The organism is Acinetobacter colistiniresistens, from assembly GCF_024582815.1.
Lineage (GTDB): Bacteria > Pseudomonadota > Gammaproteobacteria > Pseudomonadales > Moraxellaceae > Acinetobacter.
In genome coordinates, this window is sequence record NZ_CP102099.1 from 1,352,892 (window position 1) to 1,368,432 (window position 15,541).

The 15,541-nt window shown below is 42.2% G+C and carries 14 protein-coding genes and 1 riboswitch; of the genes, 7 read left to right on the forward strand and 7 right to left on the reverse strand.

Translation table 11 applies throughout. The annotated features are described in order from the left end of the window. The first annotated feature begins 107 nt into the window (after positions 1-107). On the forward strand, positions 108-1,778 hold the full coding sequence (gene baeS / locus NQU59_RS06560) for a sensor histidine kinase efflux regulator BaeS (protein ID WP_043971030.1): 1,671 nt from the start codon (positions 108-110) through the stop codon (positions 1,776-1,778). A 45-nt stretch (positions 1,779-1,823) separates the two neighbouring features. Further along, entirely contained in the window at positions 1,824-2,510 is a 687-nt protein-coding gene (locus tag NQU59_RS06565; protein ID WP_004652437.1) for a response regulator, read from the forward strand. A 505-nt stretch (positions 2,511-3,015) separates the two neighbouring features. Here the strand turns inward: NQU59_RS06565 and NQU59_RS06570 are convergent. The 3 genes from NQU59_RS06570 to NQU59_RS06580 form a co-directional block, all read right to left on the reverse strand. Then, positions 3,016-3,597 carry a L,D-transpeptidase family protein gene (locus NQU59_RS06570; protein ID WP_257065362.1) on the reverse strand — a complete coding sequence of 194 codons (582 nt, stop codon included), beginning with the start codon at positions 3,595-3,597 and terminating at the stop codon, positions 3,016-3,018. A 12-nt stretch (positions 3,598-3,609) separates the two neighbouring features. Continuing rightward, a complete protein-coding gene (locus NQU59_RS06575; RefSeq protein WP_257065363.1) occupies positions 3,610-5,052 on the reverse strand; it encodes a protein adenylyltransferase SelO in 1,443 nt (480 codons plus the stop codon). A 137-nt stretch (positions 5,053-5,189) separates the two neighbouring features. Next, positions 5,190-6,359 carry an acyl-CoA desaturase gene (locus tag NQU59_RS06580; protein WP_005244213.1) on the reverse strand — a complete coding sequence of 390 codons (1,170 nt, stop codon included), beginning with the start codon at positions 6,357-6,359 and terminating at the stop codon, positions 5,190-5,192. Between the two features lie 211 nt (positions 6,360-6,570). On the opposite strand from NQU59_RS06580, the gene NQU59_RS06585 reads away from it, so the two are divergent. After that, a complete protein-coding gene (locus tag NQU59_RS06585; RefSeq protein ID WP_005244211.1) occupies positions 6,571-7,095 on the forward strand; it encodes an META domain-containing protein in 525 nt (174 codons plus the stop codon). Between the two features lie 30 nt (positions 7,096-7,125). Here the strand turns inward: NQU59_RS06585 and NQU59_RS06590 are convergent, their stop codons facing one another. The 3 genes from NQU59_RS06590 to NQU59_RS06600 all read right to left on the reverse strand — a co-directional run bounded on the left by NQU59_RS06590 (position 7,126) and on the right by NQU59_RS06600 (position 10,442). Then, positions 7,126-7,845, reverse strand: a complete 720-nt coding sequence (locus tag NQU59_RS06590; RefSeq protein WP_043971026.1) for a glycerophosphodiester phosphodiesterase — start codon at positions 7,843-7,845, stop codon at positions 7,126-7,128. 21 nt (positions 7,846-7,866) lie between these two features. Further along, on the reverse strand, positions 7,867-8,454 hold the full coding sequence (locus NQU59_RS06595) for a cob(I)yrinic acid a,c-diamide adenosyltransferase (RefSeq protein ID WP_005244207.1): 588 nt from the start codon (positions 8,452-8,454) through the stop codon (positions 7,867-7,869). 104 nt (positions 8,455-8,558) lie between these two features. Next, positions 8,559-10,442, reverse strand: a complete 1,884-nt coding sequence (locus tag NQU59_RS06600) for a TonB-dependent receptor plug domain-containing protein (protein ID WP_257065364.1) — start codon at positions 10,440-10,442, stop codon at positions 8,559-8,561. Positions 10,443-10,477: 35 nt separating this feature from the next. Further along, positions 10,478-10,691: riboswitch (cobalamin riboswitch) on the reverse strand. Positions 10,692-10,810: 119 nt separating this feature from the next. Between NQU59_RS06600 and NQU59_RS06605 the strand changes: the two genes are divergently transcribed. The 4 genes from NQU59_RS06605 (at position 10,811) to NQU59_RS06620 (ending at position 13,573) form a co-directional block, all read left to right on the forward strand. Beyond that, a complete protein-coding gene (locus NQU59_RS06605) occupies positions 10,811-11,470 on the forward strand; it encodes a phosphoribosylanthranilate isomerase (protein ID WP_257065365.1) in 660 nt (219 codons plus the stop codon). Further along, a complete protein-coding gene (gene trpB, locus NQU59_RS06610) occupies positions 11,451-12,695 on the forward strand; it encodes a tryptophan synthase subunit beta (protein WP_005244201.1) in 1,245 nt (414 codons plus the stop codon). The genes NQU59_RS06605 and trpB overlap by 20 nt, the downstream gene beginning before the upstream one ends. A gap of 9 nt (positions 12,696-12,704) precedes the next feature. After that, the gene (locus NQU59_RS06615) at positions 12,705-13,214 is read left to right on the forward strand and encodes a DUF1543 domain-containing protein (protein ID WP_005244199.1); all 510 of its coding nucleotides are present in this window, start codon (positions 12,705-12,707) and stop codon (positions 13,212-13,214) included. Between the two features lie 152 nt (positions 13,215-13,366). After that, a complete protein-coding gene (locus NQU59_RS06620) occupies positions 13,367-13,573 on the forward strand; it encodes a hypothetical protein (RefSeq protein ID WP_005244197.1) in 207 nt (68 codons plus the stop codon). 94 nt (positions 13,574-13,667) lie between these two features. Here NQU59_RS06620 and NQU59_RS06625 read toward each other — a convergent pair whose 3' ends face one another. After that, positions 13,668-15,446, reverse strand: a complete 1,779-nt coding sequence (locus NQU59_RS06625; RefSeq protein ID WP_005244195.1) for a bifunctional metallophosphatase/5'-nucleotidase — start codon at positions 15,444-15,446, stop codon at positions 13,668-13,670. Between the last annotated feature and the right edge of the window lie 95 nt (positions 15,447-15,541).

Genomic DNA, 15,541 nt, shown 5'->3' on the forward strand with positions numbered 1-15,541 from the left:
AGATGTGATGGTTAAAGATTAGATAATAAAGATGAAGAAACAATGGAGAGTTTTTTTCGACCATGTTGGTTACAATCCACAAATAGAACACTATTGAGACCCAGCTTTTGAATGTTCGTCGCGTGCCCTTAGCCTTACGCCTGTTTTTAACGGTATTACTCACTACCTTGCTGATTGCAACGATCAGTCTGGGAGTTTTGCATTGGACCATGCAAAAGAACTTTGCCCGTTATGTGGCCGATGTGGAAATGCAAAAGCTGGATCGTTTGATTGCCAACCTAGGCAATGTCTATACGGTTTATCATGACTGGGGTAATGCAATTCAGGCACAAATTCTACAGATTGAAGGCACAGCGGCGCCAGATGACTATGATCGACTGTCTCAATGGTGGTTACGTCGTCAGTATGATATTGCCTTGCAGCAACGTTATTTTAATGATCATACCCTGTTAAGTATGTCTCCCTCTTTAGCACAAAATAATGTGGAGATCAGAAATCGGCAGATTTTCAATGATGAAGAACTCAAAATTCTGAAACAAAATTTACCTTCTGAATATCAGCCTTTTGAGGGGCTACGCTTTCCCTTAAGCCCAAGTCAGTTCCGTTTAAAGAAAGATGGAAAAGAGGACAGGCAGGAAAGCAAATTAAATACCTCGATGGAACACGGCAAAAAGCGTTTTGTCTCGATTCCTGACCGTTTGGGTTTGAGTTCACGCCTCTCTTTATATGATGAAAAGCAGCAGTTTATTGTGGGTGAACCCGCCACGGATCAGATCTCGTTCCGTCCAATTATTGTGGATGATCGGGTGGTGGGCTATCTAGGACTAAAACCTGTATTAGATCAGGATGATGCATCCAGTATTAACTTCTTTAGTAATCAAAAACGCTATTTACTTTTGGTCTATGCATTAACGGTGCTCTCAAGTTTGGTGGCTGCCTTATTGATGGCAACGTACTTTAAAAAGCCAATTCAACGCTTATTGAATGCAACGTTAGAATTGACCCGTGGTAATTATCAGCATCAGGTGATGATTAAGCGTAATGATGAGTTGGGTGATTTGTCTAATCAGCTCAATCATTTGGCCGATATTTTACATCAGCATGAAGAATCTCGTCGTCAATGGGTGTCAGATACGTCACATGAACTGAAAACACCCTTGGCGGTATTACAGGCCCAAATTGAAGCCATGCAGGATGGGATTCGTAAAGGCACGCCTGAGCATCTGAATGCCATGATGCGTCAGGTCAGTACTTTGAAAAAGTTAACTCAAGATTTGGCTGATCTGGCTCAAGCCGATGCACAACAGCTGAAATGCTATTTTGCTGAAGTCAATCCATGGGATGTGGTCGTACAAGAAGTCGAAAATTTCAAATCGACATTTGAGCAAAACCAGCTTGAGGTGATGTTGTCAGGAGAAGGTACAACCTTATCTTTAGACCGTGATCGCTTTAAACAGATTATTGTCAATCTGCTAGGTAACTGCGTTCGTTACACGGAACAAGGTGGAAAAATACAGATTCATACTCAACAAGATGAGCAACAATGGATAATGTATGTGGATGACAGTCCATTGGGTGTGAATGATGAGCAACTGGCACGTCTTGGTGAGCGTTTCTATCGTGTTGATGATTCACGTACCCGTAGTACAGGCGGAACCGGCTTAGGTTTGGCTTTATCATGTAAACTGGCACAAGCCTTAGGTGGCTCACTCACTTTTGAGCATTCACCTTTAGGTGGATTACGTTGTGTGCTGACTTTCCCAAAACAGATCAAATAACTTTTAGATCCTCTTGTGTTGAGGATGATGGATAGGATGAAAACCATGAAACATATTATGTTGGTTGAAGATGAAGTTGAACTGGCACAGTTGGTTCGTGATTACTTAGAAGCTGCTGGTTTTGAAGTCAGTATGTTTCATGATGGCCAAGACGCCTATACCCAGTTTCAACAACGTAAACCGAGTCTCATGATTCTGGACTTAATGGTGCCACGTATGGATGGCCTAACCATTTGCCGTAAAGTACGTGAGCAGTCTGACTTACCCATTATTATGGTCACGGCCCGTACTGAAGAAATTGATCGTGTTTTGGGGCTGAACATGGGGGCGGATGATTATATCTGTAAGCCTTTTAGTCCAAAAGAATTGGTTGCCCGTGTACAGGCGGTATTACGTCGGTTAGAACGTAAAGCGGAACCTGAGCAAAATGATTTATTCCGTATTGATAAAGCGCAGCAACGGATCTGGTATCAACAAAAAGCACTAACCTTGACGCCAACCGAGTTCCGCTTATTAGAGCTGTTTTTAGAACATCTTGGACAGGTCTATTCACGTGCACAGTTGCTCGATCATATCAATCCAGACAGCTTTGATGTGGCAGACCGTGTGATTGATAGCCATATTAAAAACCTGCGCCGTAAGATTTCAGAGGCAGCAGATACAGGAAATCGTCATGAATGGATTCAGGCGGTATATGGTGTCGGTTATCGTTTTGAATATCCAGATGAGTAAATCATTTACCTTATCCGATAATATCGCTTGGGTTGCTTTCGCTCCGATTGCGCGGTTACAAGACCTTGCACTGTTATAGTCCCTTGTGCCGCTTCAACGCCTTGCACTGCTATAGTCGCAGTTCATATCCAAGAAAATGTGGAACAGTTTTCACGGATTAGCTGATGATTTGTTCTTGGTGTAGAAAGCCTGAAAATAAGATGAGTCTTGAAGATAATAAGGATGAAGTAGGTAAAAAGTTTTATCCTGTGGATAACCACAGTGTTATCCACAGAAAATGTGGATAGTTTCGCAAAGCTTTTGTCGAAATTATCTTCTTTTCTGGTGATAACTTAAGTATCAGCTTTTTATAAGTAGAGAAATTTTACATTACTTTACAATTGCTTGTGATGTATTGTGACGGTGAACTGTGACTGATTTCAGATGATAAACTTATCCTCTGCATAAGCCTTGTGCAGTTTGATCATTGCCTTTATCCGCAAAACCAACCTGAACGGTTATCTCATCATGGGTGAATAATAATAGGGGTATGGTCAGAGACCAATAGCCATATTTCATCCATATCCGAGTTGGTCACTGCAATACAGCCCAGCGTCCAGTCTTTACGTGGCATATAGCTTGCGCTTGCAGGAACGGATGTGGCTCGTGTTGGCACAGTACCGTGAATCATCACATTACCACCCGCAGATTGGCCCTGCTGTTTGGCATAGCTTATATCATCCACATTGGGGTAAGAGATATGCAAAGATTTATAGTAAGCACTCTGTGGATTGCGCCAGTCAATTGAATAGCTACCTTCAGGGGTTTTACCATCACCTTCAAACTGTTTGTGTCCGATTGGATCAAAGCCTAAACGGATTGGATAGCTGCGAATGACTTCCTGTTGATGTTTCAATTGTAAAATGCGCTGGCTTTTAAACACTTCAATTGAGGTCACGGGTTTACTCTGTTGGAGCTTTTGTATTTCTTGGGCTGAAAGGGGCTGATGTACCGATCCCAATGTCGGAATGAACTTGCCATACTGGAAGTAAGCCAGTCCCAATAACAGGATTAAAATCGCACATCCAATCATCAGCCCAATTTTCATAGATTTCTTCTGCTAAGATGAACAACTGACAGAAATTTCAGGCATGTCACTTGGCAATGGTGAGATATCTGCTTCTGTTTCTAAGTCAGGCTGTTTTTGATAAGGCTGATTCAGTAACTTAAACAAACGATCAACCTCGCTAAAATCACCACGCTCCGCAAGCTCAATGGCTTTCTGTGCCATATGGTTACGCAGGGTATATTGTGGATTAACTTGTTGCATCAGCGCATCTAAGGCATCGGTATCTTGATGCTGTCGGATATTTTGATAGCGGGTCAGGAAATCATCGAACTGCTGCACATGGATACAATCATTTCTTAAAGCTTTGTAATCCTGTTGTTGTAAACGCAGAAAACTTTGGGTGTAATCCAATTGCTCGGTTTGCAAAATTCCGAGAAAGGCAAAACTACAATCCAGACTGTCTTTATGAAACTCTGGCAGCCCCATTTTTTGACATAGACCTTGCCCATAATGTTGTAAGAAGGTCGGCTCAAACCGTTCTAAACATGCTGCTAGATCGAGTTTGAACTGTTCTTTATTTTCTGCTGTTGCCAATGGAATTAAGTTATTCAGCCACGTCCATAGATTCCAATGACCAATACTGGGTTGATTCTGATAGGTATAACGGCCTTGGTAATCGGAATGGTTATTTATCCAATTCGGGCGAAAACGTTCCATAAAGCCATATGGACCAAAATCCAGAGTGGAGCCAGTAATATTGAGATTGTCAGTATTCATCACCCCATGTGCAAAGCCCACCAATTGCCATTTGGCAATCATAATGGCAGTGCGCTCAATCACTGCTTGAGCAAATGCAAGAATCGGATTTTCAGCTTCTAGGCATTCTGGATAATGCCATTCAATACATTTTTGTGTGAATTCAGCTAACAGTTCTGGGGCATATTGATTGATCCACTCAAAATGACCCAAGCGGATATGACATTCAGAAGTACGCAACAGCATTGCACCGAGCTCAAGGGTTTCGCGCTGCACGCCTTGAGTCGAGGTGGTAAAACCCACAGCATGACTGGATGCAACACCCAGTGCATTTAATGCATGACCAGCTAAGTATTCACGTATGACGGAACGTAGGACTGCTCGGCCATCACCCATGCGTGAGTAGGGGGTTGAACCTGCACCTTTAAGATGAAGGTCGATGGTTTGTCCTTGCCGATTCAGGATTTGCCCGATCAATAGGCCACGACCATCACCGAGTTGCCCAGCCCATTGTCCAAATTGATGCCCCGCATAGACCATCGCGAGTGGAGGAAATTCAGCAAAAGTTTTTTGACCGCTACAAATTTCAACCCAGTTGGCTTTATCTTCTTCGTTCCATTGCAACTCATCAGCCAAAGCTTCATTAAAATGGCCTGCTTTAGCACCACGCAACGGACTTGGTTGTTGCTGGTGATAGAGTTTGGGGTTAAGCGAAGCATAGCGGGAATTGAATTGCATAAACGAAACATCAGAGAGGACTGAATCTTGACTATAGCAAATATCAGCATGAAATGGTGAGCCGTTGCGGGAAGAGCGTGTGGATGAGTAGACATAAAAAATGGCCTCTTGAGAGACCATTTTCGTGAAGCAATTTGTTATTCAGAAACAGGCGCTTTTTTAATGTTGCGCATCAAGGTTTCTAAACATTCACGATGATGGCTTAAGCGATGTTCAAGCAACTGAAAATCAACTTTAAGTTTGTGATCCATCTGATGGATTTTTTCAGCCATCGCGGCTTTCTTCGCGTGAAGTTCTTGTTCTTTCAGCTTTGCCCAATCATTTAAGGTATGGGTAAAAGCTTCATATTCTTGGGCAATACGTTGTTTCATTTGCACGATGTCGGTATTGACATCATGACCATAAATCGCCAAGTCACGTTCAGCATATTTAAACTTCATCGCAAGTTCAGCTTTCTTGATATTAAAGCTTGGAATACGACGTAGATTTTTTGCCAAACCGAGTTTAGAACTGGTCCAGATCAACCATTTGGTTGGGTCATATTGCCACCATTTCACCCCATTACGATAGTCGTACTGGAAGATATGGTGATAATTGTGATAGCCCTCACCCCAAGTGAAGATCGCCAACACAAAGTTGTCACGTGCGGTGTTTTCATCGGTATACGGACGTTTGCCCCACATGTGGCAAAGCGAGTTGATGAAGAAGGTGACATGATGGCTAATGATCAAACGCAATAAACCACCAAGCAAGATGACGCCCCAGATATCGCCTGTTGCCCAACCAATTAAGCCCAGCACACCAACATGAACCGCAATCACCATTGGTACATAGTAGTTGTGTTGGAACATCACCAGTTTATCATTCAGCAAATCAGGGACATTTTTGAAATCGGGTTCTGATGGAGAGTGGTCGCGGATCATCCAACCTAGGTGAGCATACCAAAATCCACGTTTGATTGAATAAGGATCTTGGTCGACATCATCGACATGACGGTGATGCGTACGGTGCCCCGAAGCCCAGAACAAAATACTGTTTTGAACGGCAAAGGTACCACCAATCATCAATAAAATTTTAAGCGGTAATGCCGCTTCATAAGCACGGTGTGCCCAAAGACGGTGATAGCCTGCGGTAATTCCCAAGCTGCTGAGTGCAAGCAAGAAGATCATGCTTACCCACGCACTTACACTAAAATCATAATAATAAGCGTACAAAGGAATTAAAATAGCGGCAAGAATTGGTGTTCCAATTAAGGTAATGCTAGCAGTCCAGTTGATGGGTGCCTTTTTGAGTGGGGCGGAAGTCATATCCGTCAGCGCTCCTAAAAACCTTGTTTGCACAAGATAATAAAACTAAACGAGATAGCAAAACCAATCATGACGATATATTGCTATTTTATCACTGATATTAGCATGTCCAAATCAGTTAGCACTAGTATTATTCTACAGTTGTATCGAAAGAACAGTAACAGAATTCATTCATAAATTTGATCAATGAATTAAAAGGTGAAATAAATCAATGTCTGAGCAAATTACCATGAAAAATCCGATTTTTTCTTTGAAGGCATTTTTTAACAAAACTTTAATATTCTCTGCTGCGGTCATGCTTGCAGCCTGCCAAAGCCAACCGAAACCAGTGCAGAAACATAGCTTACAACCTAAGCGAGTGGCTCAACCCCCTACAATGCAAGTGCGTAAGAGCGTGGATGGTGTTCAAGATATTGAATGGCAGATCATCAGTATCCAGAATAGAAAGGCATTGTTCTTTAATCAGTACCCAAGTTTCTCGCTTAACTCGGCCTCAAAGATGGTGACAGGTCATACTGGCTGTAACAATATCTATGGGCGCTATAAATATGACTTTGCACAACGTAAACTGGATTTTGATGTGATGGCACAGCATCAGAGCTGTAATCGTGCTCTAGCGCAAGAGGCGGACTTGATGGATGCGATTCAACGGGTTGAACGCTTTCAGTTAGAGGGTACAAACTTATATTTATTAGATGCCAAAGGGCAGCGTTTGATTCAGGCACAACGCAAATGACAATAAAAAGGCGGAATGATTTCCGCCTTTTTATGATTTGAAATACTGCAACATGGTACTTGGGATATCGGTAATTAGACCTTGAATGCCGAGTTGTTGTAAATGTTTGGCACGTTCAACTTCATTCACAGTCCAGACACTGATCTCAAGATTAGCCTGTTGAGTCCGTTGAATGATTTCATCTGTTGCCAATAAATCTCCCCAACCAATCTGGCAACAGCCATACTGCTGCGCTAACTCGATCGCATATTCACCAATGGGAATTTCAACCAGTAGTCCACGTTTAAAAGAACTCTGTTGTTGCTGTAGGGCAGACAGGATTTTGACATCAAAGCTGGTAATGGTTGCGGTGGCTTCAAAACCTTTTAAATCATGCTGCAATTGTATAATCAAGCGCTCTGCGGCTGCTTCGTCTGCAACTGCCTTAATCTCCACTTCGATATGTTCAAAGTCAGTGAGGCAATCCAGTACTTGTTGCAGACTAGGAGTATATTCTTCAAAGGCCCATGCTTGCCACTGATGTCGATGATCAAATTGTTGGGCTTCAAGCAAGGTGCTACTTTCTACCTGTTGTGAACGACCTGCCGTACGTACAAAGTCCTCATCATGAATCACCACCAAGTGGTCATCTTTCAGTTGGCGCACATCAAATTCAACGGCACGTACACCTAAATCATGCAGATAGCGGAATCCACCTAATGTGTTTTCGGGCGCTTCGCCACGCGCACCACGATGACCAATAATTCGCATCTTTATCTATCCAACAAATGATTATGCTTGATCGATACTGTCATTAATATTCTTTTGCCACAACACTTCGTTACCACCTTCAGCACGTTGTAAGGCACGTGAAGCAACAAACAGCCAGTCCGATAATCGATTGAGTAATTGTAATGCGGTTGCCTGAATATTTTGGTCACGATGATGTACTGACAATAAAGCACGTTCTGCACGACGGCACATTGCACGAGCTTGATGTGCATAACTACAAGCTAAAGTGCCTGATGGTAAAATGAAGTCTTTTAACATCGGCAGCGATTCATTCATGTGGTCGATTTCTTTTTCAAGAAAATCAATGCATACGGGCTGCAGTAAATGATAGTTTGGAATACACACCTCACCGCCTAAATCGAATAGCCAGTGTTGGATCAGACTTAAACTTTTGTCCCAACGTGCTTTATCTGCAACTTGGCTGGCACTGATTTGTGCACGAAGCACGCCAATGGTGGCATTGAGTTCATCGACATCGCCTAAAGCTGCAATGCGTAAATCATCTTTGGCAACGCGTGAGCCATCCCCTAGGCCAGTTGTGCCTGAGTCACCTGTACGGGTATAGATTTTACTTAAACGATGTCCCATAGTGCTGTTTCTCTGATCCTGAAAATAAAAAGGGGATAATGTCGGTCAGAACATTACCCCGAAACTGGAGTTAAGAAAATATTTTTTATGATTTTATCACGCAATTAATAACGGAATGTGACACCCGCAGAAGCTAGGCGACCGCCGTTGATGTACCAAGAACCAAAATTATAAACTTCCTGATTGCGTACATCACCGATATTTTGGATGTTGGTAAATACTTTCACATTTGGATTAATGTTCCAATAAGCATTCAGATCCACAGTAGCAGAACCTGGTACTTGATTGGCACTGCTGGTCTGACTTGAATTTGCTTTACCACGTGCGATGACAGAAGCATTGATCCCGACATTATCATATTCATAGCCAGCGGTTAGGGTTAAACGCTGACGAGGGCGATAAGCAATATCACGATCAGTTTCATCGTTTATACTACGCGCATAGGCATATTGTGTGTTGATGTAGTAGATATCATTTGACCATTTCAGGTTAAATTCACCACCCGTAATCTTTGCTTTATTAATGTTGATATTCTTTGAAACAGGGAAAGTTGAAACCCAATCTCCGTCACAAGTTGCAATACAGGTATAAGTAATTAGATTATCAATTTCAGTATAATAGGCAGATAAGCCCGCACTTAAACCATAATTTAACTTTTGATCAAAGCCAATTTCATATGACGTGCTTTTTTCAGGTTTAAGTTCGGTATTCCCACCCCATTGTGTATACATTTCATTCAGAGAAGGGGCTCTAAAGGCTGAACCAATGTTGGCATAAACACTCGTTAGAGGGAGTAGCTGATAACGAATAGCTGCTTGCCCTACTGTATGCGTACCGAAACGTTCATTATCTTCTACACGAACACCGACCTGTGTACTGATACCATTATCTTGGTATTGATGTTGTAAATAATAGCCAACAGAATCAATGCTTTGTTTCTTATCTTTAATGCTTGGTGTTTCATATTCAGAATCAAGATAATTTACCCCAAATAAAACATTTTGATGAGGTAAAAGATTCCATTTCAGGCTTAGATCTCCTTCATTGCTTTCAGTATTATAATAAGACTTATCTGTTGGAATTTTCTGTTGATCTCGAATATTTGAGTAACGAGCATTTAAAGTGAAATCAGAATTTAATACATATGCTGCTTTGGCATTGATGACCTGATTCTTAAAGTCACGTACTGCATTGTTTACATTCATATTGTAGTTGTAGTAAATGCTGCGACCTTGGTTTTGATTGATTTCAAGGCTCGTGTCGATTTGATCTTTTTGATAATAACCGACTTTTGTGTAGTAACCTTTTTGATCAAAACCTGCTTTTTCATTTTTATTTTGGATATTTAAAATTGATGTCCCATCAGATTCGAGACGTTGTCCACCGATTTGTGCATAAAAACCAGAAGCATCGACATAATCAGCACTTACTAAGGTTTTATAAGTATTATTTTCTCCATAGATGCCTGTGAGTTGTGCTCCAGTTTTTTCTGGTGTGATTGTAATCATATTAATTACACCACCAATTGCATCACTGCCATATTGCACAGAGGCAGGGCCTTTGAGTACTTCAATTTGTTGAATATGTGACGTATCTAAAAAAGCTGAAAATAAAGGGGATAAGTTATTTTGATTGTTTAGACGAGCACCATCTTGTAAGACTAGTGTTTGCGCTGGTGATGTGCCTCGTAAAGAGAGTTCTGAAATTTGCCCGATACCACCTGATTGTTTTACATAAACAGAAGGATCAAGCTGAATAAGATCAGAGAGGTTTGAAATTGGGTTTTGATGAATGGTTTTCGCATCAATTACATTGATTCTTGCAGGCACATTTTTAATTGATTCAGGTGTTTTTGATGCTGTCACAACAATCGTATCTAGCGTTGCAGTTTTATCGCTTGATTGATCTTGAGCAAAAGCTGGTGAAGAAAACCCCATCGCAATAGCGATAGCCCCAACTAAACGCGTTGGTTGAAAAGCAGTAGACATGCGTACTCCAGACATTCACCCGTCGTGAATGATAATGTGGAAATAAACAACAAGCAGGTCTCCGGACTTCACTATAATCATTAAATAAATGATGTTACTCATCATCTTCCCACATCATACCGATGCAGTGATTTGGCGTTGAGCTGAGATGAGTGATTCGATGTTACCGTTGCGAGGGCAGTGTCGGAATTTCACCAACTTCCCTATAAGCAAAAGAATTTGCTTTAGACTTGTTGCAAGATTACGCAAAGTATAAAGTGTTAACGTTTTTTAAACAATTGCAATTCCGAATGAACTTTGCCCAAAGTGGGTCAAATTGCATTACAATGCCAAAGTTTCAAAAATATTCAGTTTAAATTGGACAGCTCATGTGCCAAAGCCAAATGCGAACCCGCGCCAAGATTTGTGGAATTACCCGAGCACAAGATATCTATGCCGTTGTCGAGTCAGGTGCAGATGCGATTGGCTTTGTCTTCTTTCCACCGAGCCCACGTCATGTCAGCATTGAGCAGGCAAAAACCTTGGCAGAGCTGGTGCCGCCCTACGTACAGTTGGTTGGCTTATTTGTAAATGCCAGCGCTAAAGAAATACAGACGGTGCTTGATTCAGTTCCTTTGGATGTATTACAACTACATGGTGATGAAACACCTGAACAATGCCAACAAATTGCATCACAATGCAAACGTCGCTGGTATAAGGCCATTCAGGTTAAACCAGACCTGAATGTGGTGGCTGAAATTCAACGTTATCAGTCCACAGGTGCCAGTGCCGTGCTGTTGGATGCATGGCATCCTGAATTGAAAGGTGGCACAGGGCACAGTTTTGACTGGAACCAATTTCCACAACTTGAAATTCCACTCATCTTGGCAGGGGGCTTAACCCCTGAAAATGTCAGTGAAGCTATTGATACTACAGCGGCATTTGCTGTGGATGTCAGCGGAGGCGTCGAATCCGCAAAAGGTATAAAAGACCAACAACTGATTGAAAAATTTATGCAAGGAGTCCAACGTGGATCAGCAAAGCCTTAGTCAAAAAAATCAAGTGATTGACTACACCCAGTTTCCAGATGCGCAAGGGCATTTCGGTATTCATGGTGGACGTTTTGTATCAGAAACGCTGATGGCTGCACTTGAAGACCTCGAAAGTCTTTATGGTCGTATGAAGAATGATGCTCAATTCTTGGCTGAATTTGACCGTGATCTTGCCTTCTATGTTGGTCGTCCTAGTCCGCTGTATTATGCTGAACGATGGTCTCAGCACCTCGGCGGTGCGCAAATTTACCTGAAACGTGAAGACCTGAACCATACCGGTTCGCATAAAGTTAATAACACCATTGGTCAGGCATTATTGGCAAAGCTGTCGGGTAAGAAGCGTATCATTGCGGAAACTGGTGCGGGTCAACATGGTGTGGCGACGGCAACGATTGCGGCGCGTTTAGGAATGGAATGCGTGGTGTACATGGGCGCTGAAGACGTGAAACGTCAGGCCATGAATGTCTATCGTATGCGTTTGCTGGGTGCGACGGTGGTACCTGTACAAAGTGGTTCAAAAACATTGAAAGATGCCATGAACGAAGCAATGCGTGACTGGGTCACCAATGTTGATAGTACTTACTATGTGATTGGTACCGTGGCTGGTCCGCATCCATATCCACAATTGGTTCGTGATTTCCAATCGATTATTGGACGTGAAGCGCGCCGTCAAATTCAAGAACAAGCAGGGCGCTTGCCAGATGCTTTAGTCGCTTGTGTGGGGGGGGGGTCAAATGCGATGGGCCTGTTCTATCCGTTCCTGAATGATCAGGATGTGAAAATGTATGGTGTTGAAGCAGCAGGCTATGGCATTGAAACAGGTAAACATTCTGCACCATTAAATGCAGGTCATGTGGGAGTATTACATGGTAACCGTACTTACTTGATGTCGGATGCGCAAGGCCAGATCATTGAAACTCACAGTATTTCGGCAGGTTTGGATTATCCAGGTGTTGGTCCTGAGCACAGTTTCCTAAAAGACATGAACCGTGTTGAATATGTGCCAATCAACGATGATGAAGCCTTACAAGGTTTCCGTGATTTGACCAAGATTGAAGGGATTATTCCTGCACTTGAAAGCTCACATGCAATGGCCTATGTCACTAAACTTGCGCCAACCATGTCAAAAGATCAAATCATTATTGCAACAGTTTCAGGTCGTGGTGATAAGGACTTGATGACGGTTGCACGTATTGATGGCGTTGAAATGGTTGATATGTAGGTCTTTACGATGCCAAGTTTGTTTGTGGTGATGTTGGGTGGTCGGCATGCAAGAGCCAATACTGAAGTGCATGATGTGGTAATCGCAATAGGCACATCTTTGCAAGAGGTAATTCCACAGCTCAAACAAGCTTGGTTTGGTGAAGCCAACGGTTTACATATCGATGCTTGGGCACAGATTTCAGGTGTGCAATCGCAAGGTGTGAATTATCAAATTCTGTTTTCTGATGCAGCGCCTTCTGCCTCGGATGAAAAGCTCTATTTGATTAATCTGGGGGGATATTCAGCGGACATCTTTGGTGAGTTGCATCATTATCACTTGGTTGTTGCAACAGATGCTATAATTGCAAAACAGCTAGGTAAGCAGTTTATTGGGGTGGATTGGCATAAGCCGCATACCGATCGTGTGATCGATGTGGATGACTGTCTCCCGATTGATCATGTTGCAGGGCGTTATATTCATTTGGTTCAAGGCGAGTTTAACCCCACCATTTGGGAAAATACCTATTTACCGATTTGATCCTTCTTAACGAAAGCTTAACTTTAAGAAAAAATTATAAAACGTTGCCAATCTCGTATATAGCACTCTCAAATTGCAACTTTTTTGTAGCACTATTTACAATTCGTCCGATTAGACTTAAAACTCAAATAAAACTCTTTGGAGTAATAAAAATGGGTCTGTTAGATGAAGTAGGTAAAATTGCGGGTGCGATTGTCGCTGAACAAGGTGTCGATAAATTGGATCCAGATGCGGGTTTTCTAGAAAAAGCGGCAAGTGCTTTTGCTGGCTATGAAGCTGCAAAAATTGCTGAAAATAAATTAGAAAATCATGATAGCGACGAGCAGGAGTCTGAACCGGCAAGTGATGATGACGCCTAATTCAGTGTCTTGGTTATTCAAAGTTCAAATATATTTAAACGAGTAGTGAAAAACAGGGAGGCAAAGGCTTCCCTGTTTTTTATTCTATGTGTAATCAAGGAATTACTTTGATTCGATCTGTTTTGGGTGCAGTTAGTGGAGAATATTGAGCGACATATTTCTCTAACGCATCAATATCCTGCCCACCACCAACTGGATTTTTCCCTTCTTTTAAGACGGTAAAGTTATCACCACCATCGGCAAGGAAACTATTTACCGTAACTCGATAGACCTTGCTGTCATTTAACGCTTGTCCTGCAACTAAAATATTGCTGGCACGTGGTGAAACCGAGCTGTCTTTCTTATAGGAATAACTGAGCTCTTTCGATGGTTGCAAGATACGTACTGTTCCAGTATTGGCACCTGACCATTGTTGTTCTAACACATCACGAATTTGTTTGCCTGTCAGGCTGACCGTGACAATCGAGTTGCCGAAGGGCTGTACAGTAAAAACATCGCCAAAAGTAATCTGGTTGCTACTGTTCACCAATAAATCGGCACGTACACCGCCTGGGTTCATCAGGGTAAAGTCTGAACCTTGATTACTTGCACTCAAAGCCATCGCTTGTTGCGCATCGGCAATTAAATTACCCAGTGCACTTTCACCGCTTTCGGTTGCATTACGATTAATAACACCGTTGGCTGTGCCGACCACACGTGCTGAAATGGTGGTGACTGCTTGACGATATTTATCTAAAATCGCTTCAATGCTTGGCGTTTTATTAAATTTCTCATACAGATTGGTCAAGTTTACTGTGGTTGCGCCAGAGCTATAGGCTTCACTTTGAACAGGGACTTGTTTGGCATCTTTTTTAATCACATGACCTGTTTTGCCATCCAGTTCTAACTGAATATTGGTAATAATCGTGCCATATTGCCCCGCAGAAGTCAGCAAGAATGGTTTTTGTGGATTCTTGGTCGCGTAATCACAAATATATGATTGATGGGTATGACCTGAAACCACCACGTCAACCGCAGGGTCTAGGCGATCCAAAATACCGAGTAGTGGGCCACTTAAACCATCGCAAGTCTTCTTATTAAATTTAGTACTTGGGGCAACACCTTCGTGCACGACAACTACAATCGCTTCAATTCCTTGTTTCTTTAATTCAGGAATTAAGGCATTGACGGTATCCGCTTCATCCTGAAAGTCGACATCTTTGATTCCTGCCGCCGATACGATACTTGGCGTAGCTTTCAAGGTCATCCCGATAAAGGCAACTGGAATACCGCCATAAGTTTTGACTTTATAGGCAGGGAACAAGGTTTTCTTTGGATCAGCCTTCATCGAGACATTGGCTGCCAAGAAATTAAACTTTGCACCCTCGAATTTTGGATTGATTTGACAAGGTTTGGCACTGGTGTACTGCTGACAGCCACCATTTTGCAAACGACGTAATTCATCTGTTCCTCGGTCAAACTCATGATTTCCCACTGCATTGAAATCAATCTGAATGTCATTCATGGTTTCAATGGTGGGTTCATCTAGGAACAGAGAGGAAGTGAGTGGAGAGGCGCTAATCAAGTCACCTGCTGACACGACGGCATTGTTTGGATATTGCGCGCGTAGTTTTTTGATGGCATCGGCAAAATAACTGACCCCTCCGACTGGGATACGTACTGTTTTGCTGTTATCACTTGGATCATCGGCTTCAATAAAGCGTTTTGGTGGCTCTAAATTGCCGTGAAAATCATTGAAGGCAAGGATGTTGATACTTTGATTTTTGCGTTCAACGGTCGGTGTCTGGTTATTATCATTGTCGTCATTACACGCCGTTAAAGCCAGCATCATGAGACAGAGTACATTTGCTTTTAAGAGTCGTTGAGTCGTCATGTTTTTTGATCGAGTGGTATAAGATTGTTTTTTAAAATAAAACTTCTGTATGAATCTTTGATGAAATTATGAGCTAAAGAAGTTTATTAATCGCT

Bases quoted from the DNA above. Each gene is read 5' to 3' on its own strand.
- NQU59_RS06580 (WP_005244213.1), bottom strand. From the start codon at position 6,359: ATGACTTCCGCCCCACTCAAAAAGGCACCCATCAACTGGACTGCTAGC.
- NQU59_RS06620 (WP_005244197.1), top strand. From the start codon at position 13,367: ATGGGTCTGTTAGATGAAGTAGGTAAAATTGCGGGTGCGATTGTCGCT.
- NQU59_RS06600 (WP_257065364.1), bottom strand. From the start codon at position 10,442: ATGTCTACTGCTTTTCAACCAACGCGTTTAGTTGGGGCTATCGCTATT.
- NQU59_RS06615 (WP_005244199.1), top strand. From the start codon at position 12,705: ATGCCAAGTTTGTTTGTGGTGATGTTGGGTGGTCGGCATGCAAGAGCC.
- NQU59_RS06575 (WP_257065363.1), bottom strand. From the start codon at position 5,052: ATGCAATTCAATTCCCGCTATGCTTCGCTTAACCCCAAACTCTATCAC.
- NQU59_RS06625 (WP_005244195.1), bottom strand. From the start codon at position 15,446: ATGACGACTCAACGACTCTTAAAAGCAAATGTACTCTGTCTCATGATG.
- NQU59_RS06570 (WP_257065362.1), bottom strand. From the start codon at position 3,597: ATGAAAATTGGGCTGATGATTGGATGTGCGATTTTAATCCTGTTATTG.
- NQU59_RS06605 (WP_257065365.1), top strand. From the start codon at position 10,811: ATGTGCCAAAGCCAAATGCGAACCCGCGCCAAGATTTGTGGAATTACC.
- NQU59_RS06590 (WP_043971026.1), bottom strand. From the start codon at position 7,845: ATGCGAATTATTGGTCATCGTGGTGCGCGTGGCGAAGCGCCCGAAAAC.
- NQU59_RS06595 (WP_005244207.1), bottom strand. From the start codon at position 8,454: ATGGGACATCGTTTAAGTAAAATCTATACCCGTACAGGTGACTCAGGC.
- NQU59_RS06565 (WP_004652437.1), top strand. From the start codon at position 1,824: ATGAAACATATTATGTTGGTTGAAGATGAAGTTGAACTGGCACAGTTG.
- NQU59_RS06585 (WP_005244211.1), top strand. From the start codon at position 6,571: ATGTCTGAGCAAATTACCATGAAAAATCCGATTTTTTCTTTGAAGGCA.